18 protein-coding genes are annotated in these 22,354 nt (G+C 66.0%); 13 read left to right on the top strand and 5 right to left on the bottom strand.

The genetic code is table 11. The features are described 5' to 3' along the window. The first annotated feature begins 80 nt into the window (after positions 1-80). Positions 81-1,625, top strand: coding sequence for a trimethylamine methyltransferase family protein (locus tag ACXAD2_RS19845; protein ID WP_475173468.1), 1,545 nt, complete (start codon positions 81-83; stop codon positions 1,623-1,625). A 9-nt stretch (positions 1,626-1,634) separates the two neighbouring features. Here the strand turns inward: ACXAD2_RS19845 and ACXAD2_RS19840 are convergent, their stop codons facing one another. After that, a complete protein-coding gene (locus ACXAD2_RS19840; protein WP_475173465.1) occupies positions 1,635-1,931 on the bottom strand; it encodes a DUF6477 family protein in 297 nt (98 codons plus the stop codon). A 228-nt stretch (positions 1,932-2,159) separates the two neighbouring features. On the opposite strand from ACXAD2_RS19840, the gene ACXAD2_RS19835 reads away from it, so the two are divergent. After that, positions 2,160-3,269, top strand: coding sequence for a DUF6456 domain-containing protein (locus ACXAD2_RS19835; RefSeq protein WP_475173462.1), 1,110 nt, complete (start codon positions 2,160-2,162; stop codon positions 3,267-3,269). Between the two features lie 91 nt (positions 3,270-3,360). Here ACXAD2_RS19835 and ACXAD2_RS19830 read toward each other — a convergent pair whose 3' ends face one another. Then, complete coding sequence (locus ACXAD2_RS19830; protein ID WP_475173459.1) at positions 3,361-4,875, bottom strand: catalase; 1,515 nt, start codon at positions 4,873-4,875, stop codon at positions 3,361-3,363. A gap of 94 nt (positions 4,876-4,969) precedes the next feature. On the opposite strand from ACXAD2_RS19830, the gene ACXAD2_RS19825 reads away from it, so the two are divergent. From ACXAD2_RS19825 to ACXAD2_RS19780, 10 genes are all read left to right on the top strand, one after another. Continuing rightward, positions 4,970-5,908, top strand: a complete 939-nt coding sequence (locus tag ACXAD2_RS19825) for a LysR substrate-binding domain-containing protein (protein WP_475173456.1) — start codon at positions 4,970-4,972, stop codon at positions 5,906-5,908. Positions 5,909-6,525: 617 nt separating this feature from the next. Next, entirely contained in the window at positions 6,526-6,939 is a 414-nt protein-coding gene (locus ACXAD2_RS19820) for a hypothetical protein (protein WP_475173453.1), read from the top strand. A gap of 308 nt (positions 6,940-7,247) precedes the next feature. Beyond that, positions 7,248-8,816: an arylsulfatase gene (locus ACXAD2_RS19815; RefSeq protein ID WP_224902980.1), complete on the top strand. Its 1,569-nt coding sequence runs from the start codon at positions 7,248-7,250 to the stop codon at positions 8,814-8,816. 102 nt (positions 8,817-8,918) lie between these two features. Beyond that, positions 8,919-9,890 carry an HAD family hydrolase gene (locus ACXAD2_RS19810; protein WP_475173450.1) on the top strand — a complete coding sequence of 324 codons (972 nt, stop codon included), beginning with the start codon at positions 8,919-8,921 and terminating at the stop codon, positions 9,888-9,890. 61 nt (positions 9,891-9,951) lie between these two features. Then, positions 9,952-10,956 (top strand): AAA family ATPase, encoded by a 1,005-nt coding sequence (locus ACXAD2_RS19805; RefSeq protein ID WP_475173446.1) that lies wholly within the window; start codon positions 9,952-9,954, stop codon positions 10,954-10,956. Between the two features lie 21 nt (positions 10,957-10,977). Beyond that, positions 10,978-11,955 carry a DUF58 domain-containing protein gene (locus tag ACXAD2_RS19800; RefSeq protein WP_164179119.1) on the top strand — a complete coding sequence of 326 codons (978 nt, stop codon included), beginning with the start codon at positions 10,978-10,980 and terminating at the stop codon, positions 11,953-11,955. Further along, a complete protein-coding gene (locus ACXAD2_RS19795; protein WP_475173442.1) occupies positions 11,952-12,437 on the top strand; it encodes a DUF4381 domain-containing protein in 486 nt (161 codons plus the stop codon). Before ACXAD2_RS19800 ends, ACXAD2_RS19795 begins: the two co-directional genes overlap by 4 nt. Next, positions 12,434-13,432 carry a VWA domain-containing protein gene (locus ACXAD2_RS19790; RefSeq protein WP_475173440.1) on the top strand — a complete coding sequence of 333 codons (999 nt, stop codon included), beginning with the start codon at positions 12,434-12,436 and terminating at the stop codon, positions 13,430-13,432. The genes ACXAD2_RS19795 and ACXAD2_RS19790 overlap by 4 nt, the downstream gene beginning before the upstream one ends. Continuing rightward, complete coding sequence (locus ACXAD2_RS19785) at positions 13,432-14,985, top strand: VWA domain-containing protein (RefSeq protein WP_475173438.1); 1,554 nt, start codon at positions 13,432-13,434, stop codon at positions 14,983-14,985. Before ACXAD2_RS19790 ends, ACXAD2_RS19785 begins: the two co-directional genes overlap by 1 nt. Beyond that, positions 14,982-16,253, top strand: coding sequence for a hypothetical protein (locus tag ACXAD2_RS19780; RefSeq protein WP_475173435.1), 1,272 nt, complete (start codon positions 14,982-14,984; stop codon positions 16,251-16,253). Before ACXAD2_RS19785 ends, ACXAD2_RS19780 begins: the two co-directional genes overlap by 4 nt. A gap of 19 nt (positions 16,254-16,272) precedes the next feature. Here the strand turns inward: ACXAD2_RS19780 and speB are convergent, their stop codons facing one another. Next, the gene (speB, locus tag ACXAD2_RS19775) at positions 16,273-17,229 is read right to left on the bottom strand and encodes an agmatinase (protein WP_475173433.1); all 957 of its coding nucleotides are present in this window, start codon (positions 17,227-17,229) and stop codon (positions 16,273-16,275) included. Between the two features lie 206 nt (positions 17,230-17,435). Between speB and ACXAD2_RS19770 the strand changes: the two genes are divergently transcribed. Next, positions 17,436-19,043: a bifunctional aminoglycoside phosphotransferase/ATP-binding protein gene (locus ACXAD2_RS19770; RefSeq protein WP_475173431.1), complete on the top strand. Its 1,608-nt coding sequence runs from the start codon at positions 17,436-17,438 to the stop codon at positions 19,041-19,043. A 27-nt stretch (positions 19,044-19,070) separates the two neighbouring features. On the opposite strand, the gene ACXAD2_RS19765 is transcribed toward ACXAD2_RS19770, so the two are convergent. Together ACXAD2_RS19765 and ACXAD2_RS19760 are read right to left on the bottom strand one after the other, a co-directional pair. Further along, positions 19,071-19,841 carry a Crp/Fnr family transcriptional regulator gene (locus ACXAD2_RS19765; protein WP_475173428.1) on the bottom strand — a complete coding sequence of 257 codons (771 nt, stop codon included), beginning with the start codon at positions 19,839-19,841 and terminating at the stop codon, positions 19,071-19,073. A 385-nt stretch (positions 19,842-20,226) separates the two neighbouring features. Then, entirely contained in the window at positions 20,227-20,970 is a 744-nt protein-coding gene (locus ACXAD2_RS19760; protein ID WP_475173427.1) for a response regulator transcription factor, read from the bottom strand. Between the last annotated feature and the right edge of the window lie 1,384 nt (positions 20,971-22,354).

Genomic DNA, 22,354 nt, shown 5'->3' with positions numbered 1-22,354 from the left:
AGGGCGGCGCAAAACTCGGCTCTGGCCAGTGCCGGTCCGGGCTACTACTGAGGGGCATGCGACGGAACGGGAGAGGCGCCATGTCTGAGACGGAAACGCGGAAACGGACACGCAGCGGCGGTGGTGCGGCACGGCGCGCGGCGCGCGGCTCGGCTCAGGTCGAGACGGCGCGCTTCATCGAACGCAACATCCCCAACTTCGAGCTGCTGAACGAAGAAGCGCTTCAGATGATCGAGGCTGGCGCCGAGACGGTGCTGGAAGAGATCGGCGTCAATTTCGTCAACAACCCCGCCGCGCTGGAGCGCTGGCGCGAGGCCGGGGCGGAGATCGAGGGCGAGCGCGTGCGCATTCCGCGCGGGCTGGCGCGGCAGCTGTGCGCTCATGCCCCTTCGACGATCACCCAGCACGCCCGCAACCCCGCGCGCAGCGTCGAGATCGGCGGGCGCTCGCTGGTGCTGGCGCCGGTCTATGGCCCGCCCTTCGTGCAGGACGCCGAGAAAGGGCGCCGCTATGGCACCATCGAGGATTTCCGCAACTTCGTGAAGCTGGGGCAGATGTCGCGCTGGCTGCACCATTCGGGCGGCACGCTCTGCGAGCCCACCGATGTGGCGGTGAACAAGCGTCACCTCGACATGCTGCACGCCCATATGACGCTGTCGGACAAGCCCTTCATGGGCTCGGTGACAGAGCCGGGACGGGCGCGCGACAGCGTCGAGATGTGCGAGATCCTCTTCGGCAAGGAGTTCGTGCGCGACAACACGGTGATGACCTCTCTGATCAACATCAACTCGCCGCTGACCTTCGATGACACGATGATGGGCGCGCTGGAGGTCTACGCCGCGGCCAATCAGGCCTGCATCGTCTCGCCCTTCATCGTTGGCGGCGCGATGGCGCCGGTCTCGGTGGCGGGCACGCTGACGCAGGTGCTGGCCGAGGGGATGGCGGGCATCGCCTACGCCCAGTTGGTGCGCAAGGGTGCGCCGGTGATCTTCGGCGCCTTCGTCACCTCGATCGACATGAACTCCGGGGCGCCCACCTTCGGCACGCCCGAGGCCTCGCAGATCACCTATGGCGTTGGCCAGTTGGCGCGGCGGCTGGGGCTGCCCTACCGTTCGGCGGGGGGCTTCTGCGGCTCGAAACTGCCCGACGCGCAGGCGGGCTATGAGAGCGCCAATTCGCTCAACATGGGGCTGCAGGCGGGGGTCAACTTCATGCTGCACGCCTGCGGCTGGCTCGAGGGCGGGCTGGTGGCGTCCTACGAGAAATTCGTCATGGACGCCGATCAGCTGGGCGCGCTGCACAAGTTCGCGCAGGGCATCACAGTGGACGAGAGCACGCTGGCGCTGGACGCGATCCGCGAGGTCGGCCCGGGCGGGCACTACCTTGGCTGCGCGCACACGCAGGAGAACTTCAAGACCGCCTTCTGGCGCTCGGAACTCTTTGATTACAAACCCTTTGAGACATGGTCCGAAGAGGGCGCGCGCGACACGATGCAACTGGCGAGCGCGCGGGTGAAGGCGCTGCTGGCGAGCTATGAGCAGCCCGCCATCGACGCCGATGTCGAGGCTGCGCTCTCTGATTACGTGGCGCGCAAGAAGGCCGCCGTGCCCGACGCCTTCCTCTGAGGGCGGCGCTCAGGCGCTGGGCCGCGCGGCGACCTGCAGGGACCGCGCCTCGCCGATAATCGCGGCCAAAAGCTCCACATGCTGCGCGGCAGAGTAATCCGCCGCGCGGCGCTGGCGCCCATCATCAAGCATCTCTTCCAATTCCATCAACTGCAGCAGCGCCGCCCCATGCTGCGGCGGGCAGGGTCCGCCCAGCAGCCGCGCCAGATGCGGGCGGCGGCGATACTCGCTCGCGCCGATGCGCGCGGCCCGCACCAAAAGGCGGGGGCGGCGCATCGCGCCAAGGCGGCTGTGAAGGTCTTGCATCGCTCATCTCCCGGATGTGGAACAGGACATGAGCCTTGCACGGTTTTCCCCCATGTTGCCGCTTGGTCAATGTTTGCGTACGCGGCATTCACGTATGTTTATATTTTGTGGATAAGTCTCGTAAATTCCTAAAATCATTAACTTTTACCTAAGATCGCAGCGCGCAGGTTTCAGGTTCACTGTGGAAAACCCTGCAAAATCAGGGCGTAGCTTAGGGGGACTTGTTCAATGATTTCGAGCCAACACCACGCCAAAGACACGGGCCTTCCGGCCTGGGTGCCAGAGATCGCACGGCTTTATCTTGCGCATACCGAAGGGGGGGCGGGCATTCGCGCTTTGGCCCGGAAAGAGGGCTGCCATGCCTCGACGGTGTTGCGGCAGGTGCGACGGATGGAACTGCTGCGGGATGATCCGCTGGTGGATGAGGCGCTGCGCCGACTTGGCGCAACGCGCGGCGCAGGCGTGCCCCATGCCAAGGAGGGCAGAGCGATGAAGACCCCCGAAATCGACGGGACGACACCCGATGCCGCGACCCTGTCGCGCGAGGCGCGCCGGGTGCTGAGACGGCTGTGCGAAAGCGGGGCGATGCTCGCGGTCGCGGCGGAAATGGACAAGGCGGTGGTGGTGCGCGATGGCGCCGAGGGTGGCTCGGCGCGCACCGCGGTGGTCTCGGCGCCGGTGGCGCAGGCCATGGCGCTCAAGGGTTGGATCCGCTGCGACGCGCCGGGCCGCATCTCGCGTTACCGGATCACCGCGGCGGGGCGCAGCGCGCTGGGGCATCTGCTGGCCGAGCAGGAGAGCCGCCTGCGCGGCTTTGCCGAGGCGCAGGCGGGGTTCGACAGCGGACGCGAGGCCGAGGCCGCGCTGGAACAAGAAGACGCCGACCCGCGCGGCAAGCGCCGCTTTGCGCTGAGCGAGAGCCCGCTGGCGGTGCTGGCGCGGCGGCGCGACAGGGACGGGCAGCGCTTTCTCGAGGACGGTCTGGTGCGCGCGGGCGAGCGTCTGCGCGAGGATTTCGAACTGGCGCAGATGGGGCCGAGGGTGACGCAGAACTGGGATCAGTTCCTGACCGCCGGGGTGCGCGTCGATGCCGGTGATCTGCCGGCGCAGGGCGGCGACGCAGCCCGCGCGCGCTTCGCCGCCGCGCTGCGCGAGCTTGGGCCGGGGCTGGGTGATGCGGCGCTGCGCTGCTGCTGCTACCTCGAAGGGCTGGAAGAGACCGAGCGGCGCATGGGCTGGGCGGCGCGCTCGGGCAAGGTGGTGCTGCGCATCGCCCTGCAACGCCTTCGCAGCCATTACGAGAAAGTGGATGCGGCGGGGGGCGGCCTGATCGGCTGAGCCGGCTCGCGCAGGGATGCCATGCAAAAGGGGCGGTGCCGATCGGCGCCGCCCCTTCGTCATTTTGAGCTGTCCCCGCGGGGACAGGCGGTTATTCCGCGGCGCGCACCGGCGTGTCGTCGGTGACCGGGATGCCGGGATAATCGTCGATATTGCCGCTTTCGAGGTCGGCGGCGGCCTGTTTCACACCAGCAAGATAGTCGGGGTGCACACGGCCCAGAACGGCATACCACCGCTCGCGCACGCTGTCCGAGACCGGCGCCATGGCGCGGGCCATGTTCAGGTGCAGACGCTTGCGCTCGTCATCGCCCAGCACCTCGGCATAAAGCGCGCGGGGCTGCACGTAATCGGCGTCTTTGTCTTCCTGCACATAGCGGTCGGCGTCGCCCGAGATCTTCAGCGGCGGCTCCATCACCGAGGGGTCTGCCTTGGCCGAGTCCTCATATTGGTTCGGCTCGTAATAGGCGTCGATATGGCCGGTCTGCGGCGGGAAGAACCGCATCGCGCCGTCCTTGTGGTAGTGGTGCACCGGCGATTTCGGGGCGTTGGCCGGCAGCGCCTCGTAGTGGGTGCCAAGGCGATAGCGGTGCGCGTCAGCGTAAGAGAACAGGCGGCCCTGCAGCATCTTGTCCGGCGAGAAGCCGATGCCGGGGATCTTGTTCGACGGCGAGAAGGCCGCGTTCTCGATCATCTGGAAGTAGTTGTCGGGGTTCTTGTTGAACTCCAGCATGCCGACGGGGATCAGCGGGAAGTCCTTGTGCGACCACACTTTCGTCAGGTCGAACGGGTTGAAGTCCAGCTCTGCCGCCTGCTCCTCTTCCATCACCTGAATGTTCAGCTCCCACTTGGGGAATTTGCCTTCCTCGATCGCGTTGTAGAGGTCTTCCTGATAGCTCTCGCGGGTTTCGCCCACGAGCTTTTCGGCCTGCTCGTTGGTGTAATTCGCGATCGGCTGCTGGCAGCGGAAGTGGAACTTCACCCAGTAGCGCTCACCCTTGTCGTTGAACATCGAGAAGGTGTGCGAGCCGTAGCCGTGCATATGCATCGGGTTCTTGGGAATGCCGCGGTCCGACATCAGGATGGTCACCTGATGTACCGACTCGGGCTGAGCGGCCCAGAAGTCGAACATGGCTTCGGGCGAGCGCAGGTTGGTCTTGGGGTGACGTTTCTGCGTGCGGATGAAGTCGGGGAACTTGAAAGCGTCACGGATGAAGAAGATCGGGGTGTTGTTGCCCACAACGTCCCAATTGCCTTCTTCGGTATAGAACTTGATCGAAAAGCCGCGCACGTCGCGCTCGGCGTCAGCTGCGCCTTGCTCGCCCGCCACGGTGGACCAGCGCGAGAGGATGTCGCAGGTGTTGCCGACCTTGGAGAACAGCTTGGCGCTGGTGTATTTGCTGATGTCATGGGTGACGGTGAAGGTGCCCTGCGCGCCCCAGCCCTTGGCGTGCACGACGCGCTCGGGGATACGCTCGCGGTTCTGGTGGGCCAGCTTCTCGACCAGCTGGTAGTCCTCGAGCAGGACCGGGCCGCGCGGGCCGGCGGTGGCCGAGGTCTCGTTGCTGGGTACCGGTGCGCCGGCCGATGTTGTCAGTCGCTTGCTCATGACGTCCTCCGTGAATGACTTGCTGAGCGTTCAACTAGAGGCCCGCCGATAAGTTCCCAATTGCTGTTTCCTTGCGCTGTGATAAGAAAATATTATGCCTGTCACTCTGCGCCAATTGAGCTATTTCAAAGCCCTTGCCGTACAGCGGAACTTCCGCCGTGCCGCTGAAACCTGCCATGTCTCGCAGCCCGCACTTTCGGTGCAAATCCGAGAGCTTGAGGCGGCGCTGAACGGCCCGCTGGTGGAGCGCCATGCGCGCGATGTGGTGCTGACGCCGTTTGGGCGCGAGGTGCTCGACAGCGCCGAGCGGGTACTTTCCGAGATCGCCGGGCTGGAGCAGGCGGCGCGCCGCCGCGCCGGGCTGGCCGGGCGTCTGTCGCTGGGCGTGATCCCTACGATTGCCCCGTATTTCCTGCCCGAGGCGCTGGCCGCGCTGCGCGCCGAGGACATCTCGCTCGATGTCGAGGTCACCGAGGCAAAAACCGAGCGGCTGCTGGCGCAACTGGCAAGCGGCGCGCTGGATGCGGCGCTGGTGGCGCTGCCGATTGAGGATGAGGGGATCGAGGTGCTGCCGCTCTTCGAAGACCGTTTCCTGCTGGCGGGCAGCGCCGCGCGGCTCGATCAGATCGCCCGCGTCTCCAGCCCCGAGGGTCTGGCGGAAAGCCAGCTTCTGCTGCTCGAGGATGGCCATTGCCTGACCGATCAGGCGCTGGCGGTCTGCGGACGGGGCAGGGGCAACGCGCGGATCAACATGGGCGCGACCTCGCTGTCGACGCTGTCGCGGCTGGTGGCGGCGGGCTTTGGCCTCACATTGATGCCCGAGCTGGCGGCGCTGACCGAGCTGCGCGCCTCGCCCGGCATGCGTCTACGCCGCTTTGCGCGGCCCGAACCGTCGCGGCTTGTGGCGCTGGCGCGGCGTGCGTCCAGTCATCAGGAGGGGTGGTTCACCGAGCTTGCCGACATCCTGCAGACGGTGGGCGACGATCTGGTGGCGCGGGTGCGCCAAAGCGATGAGATCGCCGACACGCAGTAAGATCGCGGGAAGAATGGGATGCAGAATCGGGTATGAAGCCGCGCAGGTAATCTGCGCGGCTTCCTGATCCCTCACGAAACCTCCGTGCTGGCAATGATCGCTGGGGAAACGAGGTGCCTTGGCACGGCCAGAGCCGATATGGGACGTATATGGGATTGAGGCCTTGGGACATTGGGCCCCCATCCGTGGGGATACCCGGCAATAAAAACAATAAACAAATGCCGAGTTACTAAAGCGCTTGGTCGACCGAGCGGGACTTGTACTTACGAATGATTCGAAATGACGTCAGACTGGTAACTGAGGCAGAATACAGGCTTTCGATGCGTAGCCCAGCTTTCATTTTGTGATGTTTCAGAGCGGTAACAGAGGACCTTTCTGCGCTGCCGCAGGGTAATCCCCGGAAATTGTGGGCTAAATTTCGCCGATCTCGTGGCAAAACACCGCTTGGCGCAAACACAGTGTTTCTGAAATGTGAAGTCAGGCGTCTGATTGGCCCGCAAACTCAGCCAATGCATACCCCGGTGCTGCGCGAAATTCTGATTCTGCGCTAAGCTGTGGACGGCTGCGCGAGCCCTTTAGGCGCTTGCGGTCAATGGGTTGAGAGGAGGGAGACAGAGATGACCAAGTGGATCGGAGCCGTGCTGGGGGCAGGGCTGGCGCTGGTGGCGCAGGGGGCTGCCGCGCAGCAAAGCGAAGAGGTCAGCTTCGCGCCGGGCAACTACGGCACGATGATCACCGGCACGATCGTCGGGCATGACTATCGCGATTACCGCTTTGGCGCGCAGGCGGGCCAAGAGCTTTTTGTCGATTTGAAAGTTACGCAGACAGATGGTTTTGGCATCGCCTACCTCAATATCCTGCCGCCGGGCAGCGACGATGTGGCGATCTACGTGGGGTCTATGGACGAAGACAGCACCGAAACCGTGCCACTGCCGGAGGACGGAACCTACACGATCCGGGTCTATCTCATGGGCAATGACCGCGATGCCGGGGCCAGCGTGAGCTATGCGATCGACGTGTCGATCCAGTAGCGTAAGGCCTTCAGCGGCGGCATCGGCGGGGCCTTGCCGTGGGCGCGCGAAAAAACCCGCGCAAGATCACGCGGTTGTTGCATTTACGTGAGGTAATCTAGATACTTGCCACGTGGGGGGAGCGCATGTGAAAGCACGACCCCTCATGGTTGAATGCTTGCGCTGTTTGTAGGTCAACAAATTCCCATCGGTTTTTCTCGTGAATTGCGAGCATTCAAGCGGGTTCCGGGCCGGGGCACCGGCCTGTCGGGGACGTCCGCGCATTTGAATGAGGTTTCGATTTTGAACGACTTGCTTGGGAGAATTACATGAGACCCGACCTACTCACGGCCGCCCTGGCCGGCAGTCTTCTGGCCTTCGGCACTGCCGCTTGGGCACAGGATGACGCCGCCGCCAAGCCGAACATCCTGGTGATCTTCGGCGACGACATCGGCCAGACCAACCTGTCGACCTACAGCTTCGGCCTGATGGGCTACACCACGCCCAACATCGACCGGATCGCCACCGAGGGCGCCAAGTTCACCGATTACTACGCCGAGCAGAGCTGCACCGCCGGCCGCTCGACCTTCCTCACCGGCCAGTCGACGCTGCGCACGGGTCTTTCGAAAGTGGGCCTGCCGGGCGCAAATGCCGGGCTTCAGGCCAAGGATGTGACGCTTGCGTCGGCGCTCAAGGATCTGGGCTATGCCACCGGCCAGTTCGGCAAGAACCACATGGGCGACCGGGATGAGTTCCTGCCCACCGCGCATGGCTTCGACGAGTTCTTTGGCAATCTTTATCACCTCAATGCCGAGGAAGAGCCGGAACAGTTCAACTATCCGCAGGACCCGGAATTCCGCGAGCGGTTCGGCCCGCGCGGCGTGCTGCACTCTTATGCCGACGGCGAGATCGAGGACACCGGCCCGCTCACCCGCAAGCGCATGGAGACGGTGGACGAGGAAACCGCCGCCGGGGCCATCGACTTCATGACCCGCGCGGTCGAGGCGGGGACGCCGTTCTTCACTTGGTACAACACCACGCGGATGCACTACAAAACCCACGTGCGCGAAGAGAACCGCAGCGAACCGGGGCTGACCGCGCCGACCGAATATGCCGATGGCATGGTCGAAAATGACGGGGTGGTGGGCACGGTGCTCGACGCGCTCGACGAGCTGGGCGTCGCCGACAACACCATCGTCGTCTACACCACCGACAACGGCCCGCACCAGAACACTTGGCCGGATGCTGGCACCACGCCGTTCCGGTCCGAGAAGAACACCAACTGGGAAGGCGCATACCGCGTGCCTGCGCTGATCCGCTGGCCCGGTGTCATCGAACCGGGCACGGTCTATACCGAGATGTTCTCGGGGCTCGACTGGTTCCCGACCCTCATGGCCGCGGTGGGAGATACCGACATCAAGGAGCGCCTGCTGGAAGGCACGACCATCAACGGCAAGGAGTACAACAACTACCTTGATGGCTATAACCAGCTCGACTACCTGACCGGCGCCACGGATGAGGGTGCGCGCAACGAGTTCTTCTATCTCAACGACGATGGCGAGATCGTCGGCCTGCGCTACGAGAACTGGAAGGTGGTGTTCAAAGAGCAGCGTATGAAAGGCACCATGGCGGTCTGGGCCGAGCCTTTCACCAACCTGCGTGTGCCCAAGATGTTCGATCTGCGTGCCGACCCCTATGAGCGGGCCGACATCACCTCGAACACCTATTGGGATTGGCTGAGCGATCACGCCTATCTCGTCGCCCCGGCGGCGCAGGAGATCGCCAAGTTCTTTGCCACGTTCGAGGAATATCCGCCGTCGCAGCGTCCGGACAGCTTCTCGATCGACCAGATTCAGGAAGACCTGAACAACAGCCTCGCCAACATGGGCAGCAACTGATCCCGCGGCGCCAATGCAGGTCCGGCGCATGACGCCGGACGCCTAACGAGAGCGGGGCTGGCGGCGCGGTTCGCCAGCCCGATTTTAGAAAGGATTGTACATATGCTGCGGTATCTTCTTCCCGCCACGCTTGCCGCGCTGCCGCTGGCCGCCCTTGCCGACCCGCTCCCCTCGTGGAACGACACCGGCGCGAAAGAGGCGATCATCGGCTTTGTCGAGAGCGTGACCGATCCGGCCTCCGAGGATTTCGTCCCCGAGCGCGACCGCATCGCCACCTTCGACAATGACGGCACACTGTGGACCGAGCAGCCGGTCTATTTTCAGGCGCTCTATGCGCTCGACGTGCTGCAGGAGAAGGCCAAGGCCGATCCCGGCATCCTGACCACCGATGCGCTGAAGGCCGGGGCGAAAGGCGATGTGGGCGGCATTCTTGCCACCGGGATGGAGGGCCTTTTGGAGGTGATCAACGTCTCGCATGCAGGGCTCACGGTGGATGAGTTTCAGACTGACGCGCTGGACTGGCTGACCAATTACACCCATCCCACCACGAAAAAACCTTATGTCGACATGGTTTACCAGCCGATGCTGGAACTGCTGAGCTATCTGCGCGACGAGGGGTTCACCACCTACATCGTCTCGGGCGGCGGCATCGACTTCATTCGCGCCTTTTCCGATCAGGCCTATGGCATCCCGCCGTGGCAGGTGGTCGGCACCGAGGGCAACACCGCCTATGAGGTGGTGGACGGCCTGCCGATGCTGACCAAGAACGGCGGCGTTACCTTCATCGACGACAAAGAGGGCAAGCCGGTCGGCATCGCGCGGCACATCGGGCAAAAGCCGATCTTTGCCGGGGGCAATTCCGACGGCGATTTCGCCATGCTCGAATACACCACCTCGGGCGAGGGGCCGTCGTTTGGCCTGCTGGTGCATCACACCGATGCCGAGCGCGAGTTCGCCTATGACCGCGAGGGCCATATCGGCACGCTGAACCGCGGGCTGGACGAAGGGCCGAACCTTGGCTGGACCATCGTCGATATGGCGCAGGACTGGGCCAAGGTCTTTCCGGCTGAGTGATCCGGGTACAAGCCCCGGGCGTAAATAACAGCAGTAGCTCTGCTGGAAGGGTAGGACGGCAATGGAAGGCACGACCGAAACCGGCACGCGGGCGCAGATCGACGCGCTGCGCGCCCGCATGGGCGAGGCGATCATCGGCCAGCGCGAGGTGATCGAGCGGTTGCTGATCGGGCTTCTGGCCAATGGCAACCTGCTGGTCGAGGGGCTTCCGGGCCTTGCCAAGACCCGCGCGATCAAGGCGCTGGCGCGCAACCTTGAATGCGATTTCTCGCGCATCCAGTTCACCCCCGATCTGCTGCCCTCGGATGTCACTGGCACCGAGGTCTATTATCAGGGTGAGGGCGGCGGCGAGTTCCGTTTCGAGGCCGGGCCGATCTTTGCCAACCTCGTGCTGGCCGACGAGATCAACCGGGCGCCCGCGAAAGTGCAGGCGGCGCTGCTCGAGGCGATGGAAGAGCGGCAGGTCACCGTGGCGGGCACCACCCATAAGATGGAGCCGCTGTTCATGGTCATGGCCACGCAGAACCCCATCGAGCAAGAGGGCACCTATCCGCTGCCAGAGGCGCAGATGGACCGGTTCCTCATGCATGTGAACATCACCTATCCGCCGGTCGAGGATGAGGTCGAGGTGATCCGTCTGGTGCGCGGTGAAGAGATCGCCGCGCAGCAGGGCGCAGGAAAGGCCGCCACCGAGGCTCAGGCCCCGATCCCGCAGGAGGCGGTCTTTGCCGCCCGCCGCGAGATCGCCGCGCTGCATGTGGCGCCGGAGATGGAGCGCTATATCGCCGATCTGGTCAACGCCACCCGCGTGCCGTCTGCCTTTGGCGACGATCTCAAGCGCTGGATCGAGGTCGGGGCCAGCCCGCGCGCCTCGCTGGCGCTCGACAAATGTGGGCGCACCCATGCGTGGCTTGCCGGGCGCGATTACGTCGACCCCGAGGATATCCGCGCCGTGGTGCCCGATGTGCTGCGCCACCGGCTTGGGCTGTCCTATGAGGCGCAGGGCGAGGGCATCAGCCCCGATGCGGTGGTCGCCGAGATTGTCCGGCAGGTGGCGCTGCCCTGAGCCGCGTCGAAGGGAGGGATCATGAAAGACCGCGCCGCCCGTACTCGCACCGGCACCCTGCCAAAAGCGCCGCAGGTCTCGGGCGATCCGCGCATTCACACCGATCTGGCCTATCTGCGCAGCCTCGAAGGCCCGGCGCGCGGGCTCAGCTTCTTGCCGCGCCAGCCCGCGCAATCGGTGCTCAACGGACGCCATGCCTCGCGGCTGCGCGGGCGCGGGCTCAACTTCGAGGAACTGCGCGACTATCTGCCGGGCGATGACATCCGCGCCATCGACTGGAAGGTCACCGCGCGCACCGGCACGCCGCATGTGCGGGTGATGACCGAAGAGCGCGACCGCCCAGCGCTGCTGGTGGTCGATCAGCGCATGTCGATGTTCTTTGGCACCAAGCGGTCGATGAAATCCGTCACCGCCGCCGAGGCCGCCGCGATGACCGCCTTTCGTATCCTCGATCAGGGCGACCGGGTGGGCGGCATCGTCTTTGGCGACGAGCTTTTGGCCGAGATCCGCCCGCAGCGCAGCCGCGCCGCGCTCAACCGATTTCTCACCGCGCTGGCGGATGCCAATGCGCTGCTCCATGCCGAGGCGCCCAATGTGCCGCCGCTCGGGCTGACGCAGGTGCTGCGCGCGGTGGCGCGGATTGCCAGCCGCAATCACCTGATCGTCGTGCTGAGCGATTTTGACGGGATCGACGCCGAGACCGACCGCATCGTCTCGGGGCTGGCGCGGCACAATGATCTGATCCTCGTGCCGGTGACCGATCCCAGCGCCGGGGAGCTTCCCAAGGGGATGCGCCTCATCGTGACCGACGGCGAGTTGCAGGCCGAGATCGACACCGACGCGCCCGGTGCGCGGCATGGGCTGATCGAGATGTCCAAGGGGCGGCTCGCGGATGTGCTGGACTGGCAGCGGCGCTTTGGTGTCGCGGTGCTGCCGCTCTCGGCGGGCGAGGAGACCCTGCCGCAGATGCGCCGCCTGTTGGGGCTTGGGCCGCGATGAACGAGGACGGCGCCCCCGAAAGCCTCGTGTCGCTGATCGGCGAATTGGTCGAGCCGCCGCTGCCCGCGCCGGTGCCGCTGACGCCGCAGACTTGGGGCTGGGCGGTACTGCTGGTGCTGGTCCTTGCGCTGGGCGCATGGGGGCTCTGGCGCTGGGCGCGGGCGCATCGCGCCAATGCCTACCGCCGCGAGGCGCTGGGCGCGCTGGCGCAGGCGGGCACGACCGCAGAGCTGGCGGTGATCCTGCGCCGCGCGGCACTGGCGGGTTTCCCGCGCGAGGATGTGGCCGCGCTGACCGGCACCGCGTGGATCGCCTTTCTTGACCGCACCGGCAGACGCGCCTTCCCGCAGGCCGCCGGGGCCGAGTTGCGCCGCGCACCCTACCGCGATGAGGCGGCACCGCCGTCGCCCGAATTGCGCGCCGCCGCCGCGCACTGGTTGCGCGCCCATCGCGTCACTCCGGCCCGGGAGGCGCGCGCATGATCTCGCTCGGTCAGCCCTGGCTCTTGCTGCTGCTGCCGCTGCCGCTTCTGGTGCGCTGGCTGCTGCCGCCGCACCGCGAGCAGGAGAGCGCGCTGCGCTTTCCGTTCTTCCGCCGCATGACCGAGGCGGCGGGTGCCGAGCCGCGCGCCGGGGCGGTGATCCTGTCGCGCCCGGTGCTCTCGGTGATCACGGCGGCGCTCTGCTGGGCGCTGCTGGTGCTGGCTCTGGCCCGGCCCGAGCGCGTCGGCGCGCCGATCACCATCGAGACCGCCGCCCGCGACGTGGTTTTGGCGATCGATATTTCGGGCTCGATGGACGCGCGCGACTTTGCCGCGCCTGATGGCAGCCGCAAGCAACGGCTCGCGGCGGTTCGCGACGTGGTGGGCGGCTTTGTCGCCGGGCGCGAGGGCGACCGTATGGCGCTGATCGTCTTTGGCTCGGCGGCCTATCTGCAGACCCCGCTCACCGACGATCTGCAGACCGTCACCGAGCTTTTGGGCCGCACCGAGGTGGGCATGGCCGGGCCGCATACCGCGCTTGGCGACGCCATCGGCCTTGCCATCCGCACCTTTGAGAGCAGCGAGATCGACCAGCGGCTGCTGATCCTGCTGTCGGACGGCTCGGACACCGCCAGCCGCATGAGCCCGATCAACGCCGCCGAGATCGCGGCGGACCGGGGCGTGGAGATCTACACCATCGGCGTCGGCGATCCCGACACCACCGGCGAGAACCGCGTCGATCTGGCAACTCTGCAGGCGATCGCGGCGCGCACCGGCGGGGCGTATTTCTTTGCCGAGGACGAGGCGGCGCTGGATGCGGTCTATGCGCGGATCGACGAGTTGGCCCCGCGCGAGACCGAGACGCTCTCGTTCCGTCCGCGCCGCTCGCTGGCGTGGGTGCCAATGGGGCTCGCCGCGCTTCTGGGTCTGGCGTCGCTGGCCTATCTGAGCCTGCGCCAACGCTTGCGCACGCGCGGCAGGGCGGAGGTCGTGTGATGGGGGAGTTCGCTTTTTTCTTCGAGGCGTTCCACTTCCTGCGCCCGCTTTGGCTGTTGCCGATCCCGCTGGTGCTGGCGCTGTGGTGGTGGGTGCGCCGGGCGGGGCGCGGGCGCGAGATACGGGCCGAGGGCATCGCGCCGCATCTGCGCGCGGCGCTGACCGTGGGGCGCAGCCATCGGCGGCGCGTCACGCCGGTCGACAGCGTGGCGGCGATCCTCGTCTTTGCGCTGCTGGGCGCCGCGGGGCCCACGTGGTCGCGTCAGCCCGATCCCTTCGCCGCGCAATCGGCGCCCGCTGCCGTGGTGCTGGCCGTGACGCCGGGGATGGAGAGCACCGACATCGCCCCGTCGCGGCTGGAGCGGGGCAAGCAGAAGATCCGGGACTTCCTGCAACTGCGGGCCGGCGCGCGCACGGCGCTTCTGGCCTATGCGGGCACCGCGCATGTGGTGCTGCCGATGACCGAAGATGCGCAGGTGGTGCTGCCCTATCTCGAAGGGCTCTCGCCCGAGATCATGCCCAAGGAGGGCGCGGTGGCGGGCGAGGCGCTGGCGCTTGCCGAGGCGCTGCTGGCCGAGGAGGACGCGCCGGGCGGCATTCTTTTTGTCACCGACAGCCTCGACCCGGCGGATGTGGCGGCGCTCAACGCCAGCCCGCGGCCTCTGGCGGTGCTGTCTCTGCGGCCCGAGGGCAGTCGCGACCGCGGGCTGGATGCGCTTTCGGTGCCGGTGGTGGACGTGAGCCCCGATGCCAGCGATGTGCGGCGGCTCGACGGGCTGCTCAACGCCGCCTACCGCCGCGCGCAGCTCGACAACGTCGAACAGCCTTGGGAGGACCGCGCGCATTGGTTGGCGTGGCCCGCGGCGGCGCTGCTGCTGCTGTGGTTCCGCCGCGGCTGGACCATGCGCTGGGGGATTGTCGCGGCGCTGGCGCTGCTGGTGCCGCCGCAGGGCGCGCGGGCCGAGGGGATGGCCGATTGGTTCCTTACCCCGGACCAGCAGGGGCGGCTGGCCTTCGAGAACAAGCACTTCGAGCGCGCCGCCGAGCTTTTTGTCGATCCGCTCTGGCGCGGGATCGCGCTCTATAAGGACGGGCAATATGCCGAGGCGATCGAGGTGTTGAACCGGGTGGAGACGGCGCAGGCGGCCTCGCTTCAGGGGCTGTCGCAGATCAAGTCGCGCAGCTACCGCGATGGGGTGCGGGCCTTCGAGACGGCGCTGGAGCGCGACCCGGACTATCCGGGCGCGGCGCAGAACCTTGAGACGGCGCAGCGCATCGTGACCTATGTCGAGAATGCGCAGGCGCAATCGGACACAGGCGAGGAGCGCGGCGAGGGTGCCGACGAAGAGGTGTACGACAATGAAAGCGGGCAGGGCGAAGAGACGCAGCGCGCCCGCTCGGAAGAGGGCGGCGCCACCTTGCTGACCGCTGACGAGTGGATGAACACGGTCGACACGCGCACGGGGGATTTCCTGCGGATGCGCTTTGCGCTCGAGGCGGCGTCTGTGCCGCCGACGCCGGTGCAGCCTGAGGGCGCGGAGGCGGAGCAATGATCCGCTGGCTGCTGCGCGTTCTGACTGTGTGGCTCGCCGCGGCGCTGGTGGTACCCGCTGCCGCGCAAGAGGCAGACGCGCCGCAGCTGCGGGTGGAGTTTCCCGAGGATGCCGCCATCCCCGGCCAGCCGCTCAGCCTGCGCCTGACGGTGCTGGTGCCGACCTTCATGCCGAGGCCGCCGGTCTGGCCCAGCTTCGAAGCGCCCAACCTGCTGGTGCGCCTGCCGGGACGGGCGACCAATCCGACCTCGGAGCGGGTAAATGGCGAGACATGGGCGGGCGTGACCCGGCGCTACACGATCTCTCCGATGGTGCCGGGCAGTTTCACCCTGCCGCCGCAGGAGATTCTCATCACTTGGCAGGATCCCGAAACCGGTGCCCCGCGCGAGAGCCGCCTGCCGACCCCGCCCATCGCCTTTTCTGGCGAGGTGCCCGAGGGGGCCGAGGGGCTCGATCCCTTCATCGCCGCGTCCGACCTGACGCTGACGCAGGAGATCGAGGGCGAGCTGGCCATGGTGCCGGGCAACAGCCTGACGCGGCGGCTGACGGTGGAGGTGCAGGGCGTCTCTCCGATGTTCCTGCCGCAGATGCTGGAGCCAGCGGGCCTGCCGGGGCTCGCGGCCTATCCCGACGCGCCGCAGCTGTCCGAGACCGAAGAGCGCGGCCTTGTCAGTGGCAGCCGCACCGAGAGCATCACCTATGTGGCCGAAGCAGGCGGCGGCGGCGCGCTGCCCGAGGTGCGGCTGGAGTGGTATGATATCGACGATGGCGCGGTAAAGACCGCCACCGCCGAAGCGCTGACGCTGGAGGTGGATGGCCCGCCGCCCGAACGCGATGCGCCGCGCGACTGGCGGCTGCTGGCGCTGCTTGCGGGCGCGGTGCTGCTGGGCGCGCTGGTCCTATTCGCGGGGCTGCGGTGGCTCCTGCCGGTGTTGCGCGCGCGGCGGCAGGAGCGGCAGGCGCGGCGGCTTGCCTCGGAGGTCTACGCATGGCGCGGGCTGCAGCGGGTGCTCGCGCGCCGCGACCATCAGGCGCTGCGCCCGGCGCTCGATCTCTGGGCGGGCCGGGTCGCCGGTTCCGATCCACGCCGCGCCCCCGAGGTCGAAGCCGCGCTGCTGCAGCTTGGCGGGGCGCGCTACGGCACCGCTTCGGAACCCGCCGAGCAGGGCTGGACGAGCTTGCGACGCGCGCTGTCGCAGGCGCGCGCCGCTGCCGCGGTGCCGGGGCGTAGCTCTGCGCTGCCGCCGCTGAACCCCGGGCGCGCCTGAGCGGCGCGCCAAGCGCCCGTCAGCGGCCTTGAGCCACGCCGGGCAGGGCGCAGAGCATCTCGTAGAGGAAATTTGCCGCGATCACCGCGGTGTTGCCGGACGGGTCATAGGGCGGCGAGACCTCGACCAGATCGCAGCCCACGAGGTTCAGCCCGGCGCAGCCGCGGATGATCTCGAGCCCCTGCATGGTGGTCAGCCCGCCCACCTCGACGGTGCCGGTGCCGGGCGCGAAGGCCGGATCGAGACTGTCGATATCGTAGGAGAGATAGACCGGCGCATCGCCGATCTTGGCGCGGATCTCGGCCATTAGCGGGCTCAGCGATTTGTGCCAGCACTCTTCGGCCTGAATGCAGGTCCAGCCCTGCCTGCGGCCCCAGTCGAAATCATCGGCGGCATAGCCAGTGCCGCGCAGGCCGATCTGGAACACTTTGTCGTTCTGCAGGCAGCCCTCTTCCCACGCGCGGCGGAACGGGCAGCCATGCGCGGCGGTCTCGCCGAACATCTCTTCGTTGGTGTCGGAATGGGCGTCCACATGGATCAGCGCCACCGGGCCGTGACGTTCCTTGATGGCGCGCAGGATCGGCCATGTGAGCGTGTGATCCCCGCCCAGCGTCAGCGGCACCACGCCATGCGCCAGCACGCCGCGATAGTGCTCGGCGATGATTTCCACCGATTTCTTCAGATCATAGAGGTTGATCGGCACATCGCCGATGTCGGCCACCTGCAGATGCTCGAAAGGCGCGGCGCCGGTGGCCATATTGTAGGGGCGGATCATCCGGCTTTCGTCGCGGATCTGGCGCGGGCCGAGCCTTGTGCCGGGGCGGTTGGAGGTGCCGATGTCCATCGGAATGCCGAGGAAACAGGCGTCGAGCCCTTCGGCGCTCTCGGCGGCGGGCAGGCGCATCATCGTCGCCGGGCCGCCGGTGCGGGGCATGGCGTTGCCGCTGAGCGGCTGGTTGAGCTGGCGCTCGGTCATCTCGGTCTCCTTGCAATTGGCCCGGGGCGTGGCGCGGCTGGCGGGCCGCCCTTGGGTCTCGGCGTAACCGCTTTGACGGGCGAGGGAAACGGGCATCGCGCATCGCGGCGCGAGGTCAGCCTGCGGGCGGGTCTGAAAGCTTGCGGCAGGTCAATGTGGCGTCACACAAACCCGTCTAGGATGGCGGCGAAACCCGGAGAAGCGCCATGACGCAAACCCAGACAGTGGCCTTCCTGTCGTCCGGCGCGGCTTTCGATGCGGCAGCCGCAGAGCCGGTGGAGGTGGTCGAGACCCACGGTGCCTATGTCTTCCTTTGCGGCGATACCGCGCTGAAGCTGAAGCGCGCGGTCACCTATGACTACATGGACCTCAGCACCGTCGAGCTGCGCCATGAGATGCTGCAGCGCGAGCTGGACCTCAACGCGCCCGCCGCGCCGCAGATCTACCGCGACGTCCTGCCGGTGACGCGCGGCGCGCGCGGGCTGCAGCTTGGCGGCAGCGGTCCGGTGGTGGATTGGGTGCTGCGCATGTGGCGCTTTCCGGCGGAGGAGGAGTTTGAGGCCATCGCCGCGCGCTGCGCATTTGACGATGCGCTGGCGCTGCAGACCGGCGCGGCGATCGCGCGCTACCACGCGGCGGCGCCGGTGCGGCGCGTGTCTGGCCGCAGGCTCATCGCCGAGATACTGGCCGAGCTTGACCGGGTGTTCGCTGAGTTCGCGCAGGCGCCGGGAACCAAGACACTGGGAACCGATACACTGGGAACCGAGGCTTTGCCCGAATGGCAGGCGGCGGCGCGCGCGGCGCTGGCAGAGCAGGGCGACGTGCTGGAGGCGCGCGGCGCGGCGGGCCACGTGCGCCGCGCTCATGGCGATCTGCACCTGCGCAACCTCGTGCGCATCGACGGCCAGCCGGTGCTGTTCGACGCCTTGGAATTCGACGAGACCTTGGGCACTTGCGATGTGCTCTACGACGTGGCGTTTCTGGTCATGGACCTGTGCCATCGCGGGCTGCCGCGGCAGGCCTGCCGGGTGCTCGACGCATGGCTGCGCGAGGCGCGAGGGTCCGAGGATGCGGGCCTCGCGGCCTTGCCGCTGTTTCTATCGGTCCGGGCGGCGATCCGCGCCATGGTGCTGTTGCAGACCGACGCGGCGCGGCGGCGCATTGGCGCGAGTGCGGCCGAAGTGTCTTCTTATCTCTCGCTTGCGGTGCGGGCGCTGCACCCGCCAGCCGCTATGCTCATAGCGGTGGGCGGCTTTTCTGGCAGCGGCAAAAGCGTTCTGGCCCGCGCGCTTGCGCCCGGTCTGGGGGCCTTGCCCGGCGCGGTGCTGCTGTCCTCGGACCTTGAGCGCAAACAGGGGCGGAGCGCAGGGCGGCTGGGTGCCGAAAACTATGCCCCGAACAGGCGCGAGGCGGTCTATGAACGCATGTTGGAGCGGGCCGCGGTGCTGCTCGCGGCAGGCCAATCGGTGGTTCTGGATGCGACCTTCACCGACCCGGCACTGCGTAGAGCCGCCGGGGCAGTCGCCCAAGAGGCGCGCGCCGGGTTCCACGGGCTCTGGCTGGAGGCGCCGGTGCCGGTTCTGGAGGCGCGGGTCGCTGCCCGCCATGGCGATGCCTCTGACGCGGATGTTTCCGTATTGCGGGCGCAGATCGCGCGCGGTGCCGGAGATCTGGACGAAGAGATGGGCGAAACAAGCGTTTGGCCAAATTACTGGCAGCGTCTCGACGCCTCGGCCACACCGGCCGAGACCCTTGCGGACGCGCGCCGGGTGCTCGGCAAGAGATTGTCCGGCAAGCCCGGCGCTGATGGGTGACCCCTCACGCCGGACTTGCCTGCCGTGTCACTTGCTTCGCCGAGGCGGCTTGCCACGCGAGGCGGGCCGCCGTGCGTCATTGTCCGCCTCGGCATTGCGCCAGCCGTCCGCGCCGCGGCTTTGACCGCGCCCTCTGGGCGGCAGGGCGTGAATGTCGCCCGCGCCACTCTCGCTGCAGCCCGCCATCTGCTGCAGCGTGGTGAAATCGGCGATCTCCACCCGGTCCGGCTTTGGCAGGCGAATGGCGCCGCTGTCCTGCAACTGGCGCAGCGAGCGGCAGAGCGTCTCGACCGTCATGTCGAGCAGCGAGGCAAGATCGCGCCGCGAAAGCTGGACGTGCAGCGCGGCCTCGATCTCGGGGCCGTTCAGCAATTCCTCCACCAGCCAGAGCGCCACCCGCTGCAGGGTGTTTCTGCCGCGCATGTTGATCAGAAATAACTGCATCTGTTCAAGCTGGTAGAGCGTCGTCTTCATGTACGACTGGAAGTGCTGCGGGCGCTCCGTCAAGAAGCTCTCCCACGCCTTCTGCGGCATCCAGCAGATCTCTGACGCCGTCGCCGTCTGCCATGAAAACCGGCTGGGCGCATTCCTTGCGACGCTGACGAGCTGTCCACTTCGCAGCACCTGCAGAAGATGTTCTTCGCCACTTTCGGTGAGGGTTTGCAGCTTTATCAGCCCGCTGGCGATGACCCCGACCCGGTCGCAGCTTTCGCCCTGCGCCACAAGCTCGGTGTCCTGCGGATAAAGCGTCCGCGCGCTATGTGCTGAAAATGCAGTAACTGAATCCGGGTCCAGCAAACTGCAGAACCCTCCCTCCCGCGCCGCGCAATTTCGACAGCGAGACGCGGTAAACTCCCGTTCCAAAAGGCGTGTCTGCACAGGTTCCCCCCCTTTGCGTACCACTTGCATCGCTATGGTTTCCGAGAATTGAATATGATGTCATGAGGAGATTTATGCAGATTTGTGTAATCTAGCCGACAGAAGCGGCGCCGACCGGGCGCTGTCCGGGCAGGGGCGCCGCCGACCATGGCTCGGAACGGAGAAAGCCGGGTCGGCGGCGACGTTCGCGGTATCCGGCATGCGAACCGGAAGAGCTTGGGGACGCCTGAGCCGCGAACACCTCAACTCTGCACGCATTCGCAGGGCAGATCATTGACGGCAGTCAACGCGGCAAACTGGGTGATCAAAGGCGATTGCGCGCGCGCAGGGTCGCGCTCGCCGCGCTGCGTGCGACCTGCACATCGCCGGTGAAGACATAGCCGACGCCGCGCACCGAGCGGATCAGATTGACCACATCGGGTGAGGTGCCAAGCTTGCGCCGCAGGCGGGCCACATGGCCGTCGATGGTGCGATCCTCCGGCGACCAGTCGCGCCCGTGCAGGCTCTGGGATATCTCATCACGGCTCAGGATGCGGCCCGGGTGGCGGACGAAAAGCTCGAGCAATTTCAGCTCGATACCGGTGAGGTCCACGGGCGTTCCATCGAAATGCTGAACAATCCCGCGCTCCGGGTCGAACACCGTATGATCGAAAAGCAGGTTGTCGTGGCCCGAGAGCTCACGGCCATAAAGCTCCAGCGTGCGGCGCACCCGAAGCACGACCTCGCGGATATGGAAGGGTTTCGCGATGTAGTCATCAGCCCCCGATTCCAGCCCCCGAATGCGGTCGTAAGCGCCGGTGCAGCCCGAGATCATCAAGATCGGGATGTTCCAACGCGCCCGCAAGGTTCGGGCCAGTTCAAGGCCATCTTCCTGGCCGCGCACCAGATCCAGCGTGACGAGATCGATGGCATGGGTTTTGAGTGCCTCGAACATGGCCGAAGGGCTTTGCGCCACATGCACCGTCCAGCCCTCAGCTTCGAACCCCGTCCGGAGAATCTCAAGCACGGCTGTCTCGTCATCGACGACGAGAATATTCACGGCACCCATAACGCGTCTCCAAGATAGCTCTTTTAAATTAACAGAACTCGGTGGGAGAAATGCGTAAATTCTAAAAATTCAATGTGTTTTACAGCTTATGAGTGTGGCTTGTGATCACGCAGCAATCAATGATCGCAACAATCGCAGGCGATACCCGACGAGCCATCGCGCTCGCGGGCGCGAGTGTTCAGGCTGCGCTGGAAACAAAAAAGCGATCCCGAAGGATCGCTTTTTTGATTTTGCCAGCTTCCTTTTAGGGGAAGTTGGCTCCGGCGGTAGGGGCCTGCCCCGCCTCCGTAAGCACGTTGATTTCAAAAGAATTTCCGGCGCGACTGTGCGTCGATGCCGGCCCGACTCCGAGGATGTGCACCGGAACGTGCCGTACTCCGTGCAGCAATTCAAGTACGGAGTTTTCGCAGCGATCGGCAAGGTGGTGCACTTGAAGACTTTGCCTTGGATCGAGCGCAGTGCCGGTCCAACGACGTCATCGCTGGCGGGGCACATCAAATCAGGGCCGCTCAGCCGAAGCTTGTGGGTCGCGTACGACGCAGAACGCCAGATTTCAGTCCACTCAGGCAATCAGCTTGACCGGCCGGCTTTCTGGAGAGCCTGCGCAAGGCCCAAAATCTGAATAGCCCCGATCTGCATTTTTCATTTTGACGTCTGAGATCAATCTCCTGAGCATCAAACAGGAGACACGACATGAAAAGCACTCTTCACTGCGACCTAATCGACCAGACTTTGGCCGGCCCCTATGGAGTCCTGCCTCTCACAGATTACCTGCGCAGGAACGGGAGGCGTTGGGTGGGCAGTGCTCTTCCGCCAAACATGAAGAGAGGGCCTCAAGGACAGTGTTTTCGAAACGCTTGGCAGTTGAGCCTCTCGCATGGACTTAGCTACTGCGAAGGATACGGATGGGATGTTAAGCTGGGCGCGCTTCCGTTCTCGCATGCCTGGAACCTCTGCCGCTCGTCTGGACGCGTCATCGACGCCACATGGGCGATCGGCAGAGGAGCTGTCTATCTCGGCATCGAACTATCGCCGAAGCAGCTTATGGAAATAATCGATTCGACTGAGCGTTTCGGGGTCTTGCAAGATGGCCGACGGGATGCCCTCGAAATCGTCGAGCATATCCTCGGTTCGAAGCCGAAATCGGTGGACTCGGACGATCACGGTCCAAAGCGTAGGTACCACGCAGATCCCCTACTGCCGCGCTAATGCTGGCTGTGCGAGTCCTTCTCTCGAGGTAAGATAAATCTTTTCGAGGTAGCCTAACAGGTCGGCTCGCTTGTCAGGCTTCGCTTTGCAGGGCCCGACCGAGCCGAATGCGGCACTCCGCTTGACCTGCCCCCCGCGAGATCCTTCAGTCTGATGTGGGGTCTGCTCAACCGCG

Source organism: Salipiger sp. ABN3_019, assembly GCF_056158605.1.
Note: the sequence above shows the minus strand (reverse complement) of the source record. Positions and strands in the feature narration are given on the sequence as shown.